Origin of the sequence: Streptomyces sp., assembly GCF_019510245.1 — a bacterium.
GTDB lineage: Bacteria > Actinomycetota > Actinomycetes > Streptomycetales > Streptomycetaceae > Streptomyces.
In genome coordinates this window covers 1-2,615 of record NZ_JAEKKT010000419.1, presented here as the reverse complement: position 1 = coordinate 2,615, position 2,615 = coordinate 1, and the positions used below count along the sequence as shown (strand labels likewise).

3 protein-coding genes are annotated in these 2,615 nt (G+C 73.1%); 2 read left to right on the top strand and 1 reads right to left on the bottom strand.

Annotated elements, in window-relative coordinates:
- Positions 1 to 65: 65 nt before the first annotated feature.
- Positions 66 to 422, bottom strand: coding sequence for a hypothetical protein (locus JF597_RS53250; RefSeq protein WP_294014214.1), 357 nt, complete (start codon positions 420 to 422; stop codon positions 66 to 68).
- A gap of 402 nt (positions 423 to 824) precedes the next feature.
- Between JF597_RS53250 and JF597_RS53245 the strand changes: the two genes are divergently transcribed.
- Entirely contained in the window at positions 825 to 1,811 is a 987-nt protein-coding gene (locus JF597_RS53245; protein ID WP_294014212.1) for a protein phosphatase 2C domain-containing protein, read from the top strand.
- Positions 1,812 to 1,865: 54 nt separating this feature from the next.
- Positions 1,866 to 2,615, top strand: a 750-nt coding sequence (locus tag JF597_RS53240) for a thiamine pyrophosphate-binding protein (protein WP_294014209.1), incomplete at its 3' end; no start/stop codon positions are given.

Here is a 2,615-nt window from a genome sequence, read left to right as displayed (position 1 = left end):
CCGTTCCGGCCTCGCGCATGCCGACCGAGCCCCCAAGTGCGCCGACCGCGCCACCCCCACATCCCTCAGCCCCACCTCGCCCGACGGCTCCACCCCTGCCACCGCAGGACGCCGACCGGACCGTTTCGCCTGACGGCGGAGGCATGGGCAGGGGTGGAGCCGCTGGTGGTCCTCTGCCGGGCGGTGACCGGGGCGTTTTCTCCGGCCGCGGCGATTCCGGGGGGCGTGGCGTCGGCGGAGCGGATTCGCGGGGTGGTGTCGCTGATGACGCGTCGCAGGACCCCGGGGCCGTTCCGCCCGATGCCGGTCGGCCGGCCAGGGGTGGCGCCGGTGAAGCGGCTTCTCGGGGTGGTGTCGCTGACGGTCCGCCGCAGGACGCCGACCAGGCCGTTTCGCCAGGCCGCGGCGATGCCGGACAGCATGGGGTCGGCGGAGTCGACCCGCGCGGGGGTGCCCCGGCCGGGGGCGGCTTGCTCAGGGGCGACCCCGCCTCCGGAGTGACGGCTCCCGCAGGCGGTGCCGAGGATGTGCCCACGCCTGGCCGCCCTGAGAACCCTCCAGAGCTCTCGGACCGAGGCGGAGCCGACGCGCGCCGCGTCGAAGGCGACTGGTGGGCCACCTCACCCGGCGTCGAAGCCGGCCTCGCCAAGAAACCCTCCGCAGCCGGCCCGGGTTCCACTCAGCCCAACCCGACCCCCGAGCGCCCCGAGCCACCCGCACGTGGCCGGACCGCCGACCACGACCAGGACGGACCCACCCAACACCGGGCAGGGCCCGACTCGGACCCCGCCCCCGCGCCGCAGGCACCCCGCACCCGCACCCGCGTGGACATCCCCACCCTCCCGCCCGCCCCCGTCGGATTCGTCGGCTCCGGCCCTCCCACCTACGACGCCGAACCCACCGCCCTCCCGCCCGCCGACCCCGACGAACTCGACGACCTGGTGGCGGACACCGTGCTGGACGGCGCCAGGTACGGGGCGTGGACGCTGCGAGCAGCGTCCGTGCGCGGGGACTCGGCCAGGTTCCGCGGCGAACCCCGGAGGGACTCCCTGCTCACCGCCCGGTTCGGCACCGGCGACCAGGCGTTGATCCTCGTCGCCATGGCCACCGGCGCCCGCGCCACCCCCGGTGCCCATCGCGCCGCCGCCGAGGCCTGTCACTGGATCGGTCGGGCCATAGGGCGCAGCCATGCCCGGCTCGCGCAGGACATCAGCGCCGCCCGCCGCGGTGACCTCAAGTCCGGGCTGCACCGGCTCACCGACCGCAGTCTCGGCAAGCTCCGCGCCAGCGCCGTGGAGCAGGGCATCGACCCGGAGGAGTACGCCGCCACCCTGCGCTGTCTGCTCCTGCCCGCCGACCCCGACTGCCGGATCCGCGTCTTCTTCGGCGTCGGCGCCGGCGGCCTGTTCCGCCTCCGCGACGGCGACTGGCACGACATCGAACCCCGCGTCACCGATGTCACCGGAGAACCGGTCGTCGGCTTCGGCTCGCTGCCGACCGAGACCCCCGAGGGCGACCGCCTCACCATGGACCTCGGCATCCCCACACCCCCGAGCCCCTACGAACCCGCCCCGGAGCCGCCCCGCGAACCCTTCCGCTTCCGCGCCTCCGTCGCCCGCCCGGGTGACACCCTCCTGATGTGCACCGGAGGCCTCGCCGATCCCCTGCGCGGCGAGCCCGAACTCTGCGAATACCTCACGGGAAGGTGGTCAGGCCCCCCGCCCGGTCTCGCCACGTTCCTCGCCGACTCCCAAGTCCGGGTCAAGGGATACGCCGACGACCGTACAGCCGCCGCTGTTTGGGAGGCGTGATCGCGGCCATTGTGGATTGATGGACCCAAGGAGACCGAAGGGGTGCATGGATCCATGGCCAAGCAGAACGTCGCCGAACAGTTCGTGGACATCCTCGTCAAGGCGGGGGTGAAACGCCTCTACGGCGTCGTCGGCGACAGCCTCAACCCCGTCGTGGACGCCGTCCGCCGCAACTCCGCCATCGACTGGGTGCACGTACGGCACGAGGAGACCGCCGCCTTCGCCGCGGGCGCCGAGGCCCAGATCACCGGCACACTCGCCGCCTGCGCCGGTTCCTGCGGACCCGGCAACCTGCACCTCATCAACGGGCTGTACGACGCCCACCGCTCGATGGCCCCCGTGCTCGCCCTCGCCTCGCACATCCCCTCCAGCGAGATCGGCCTCGGCTACTTCCAGGAGACCCATCCCGACCGCCTCTTCCAGGAGTGCAGTCACTACAGCGAGATGATCTCCAACCCCCAGCAGATGCCGAGGCTGCTCCAGACCGCCATCCAGAACGCCGTCGGCCGCTCCGGCGTCAGCGTCGTCACCCTCCCCGGCGACATCGCCGACCAGCCCGCCCCCGAGAAGGCAGCCGAGACCGCCCTCGTCACCTCCCGGCCCAGCGTCCGCCCCGGTGACGCCGAGATCGACAAGCTCGTCGAGATGATCGACAAGGCCGACAAGGTCACCCTGTTCTGCGGCAGCGGCACGGCGGGCGCGCACGCCGAGGTCATGGAGTTCGCGGAGAAGGTCAAGTCACCGGTGGGGCACGCCCTCAGGGGCAAGGAGTGGATCCAGTACGACAACCCCTTCGACGTCGGC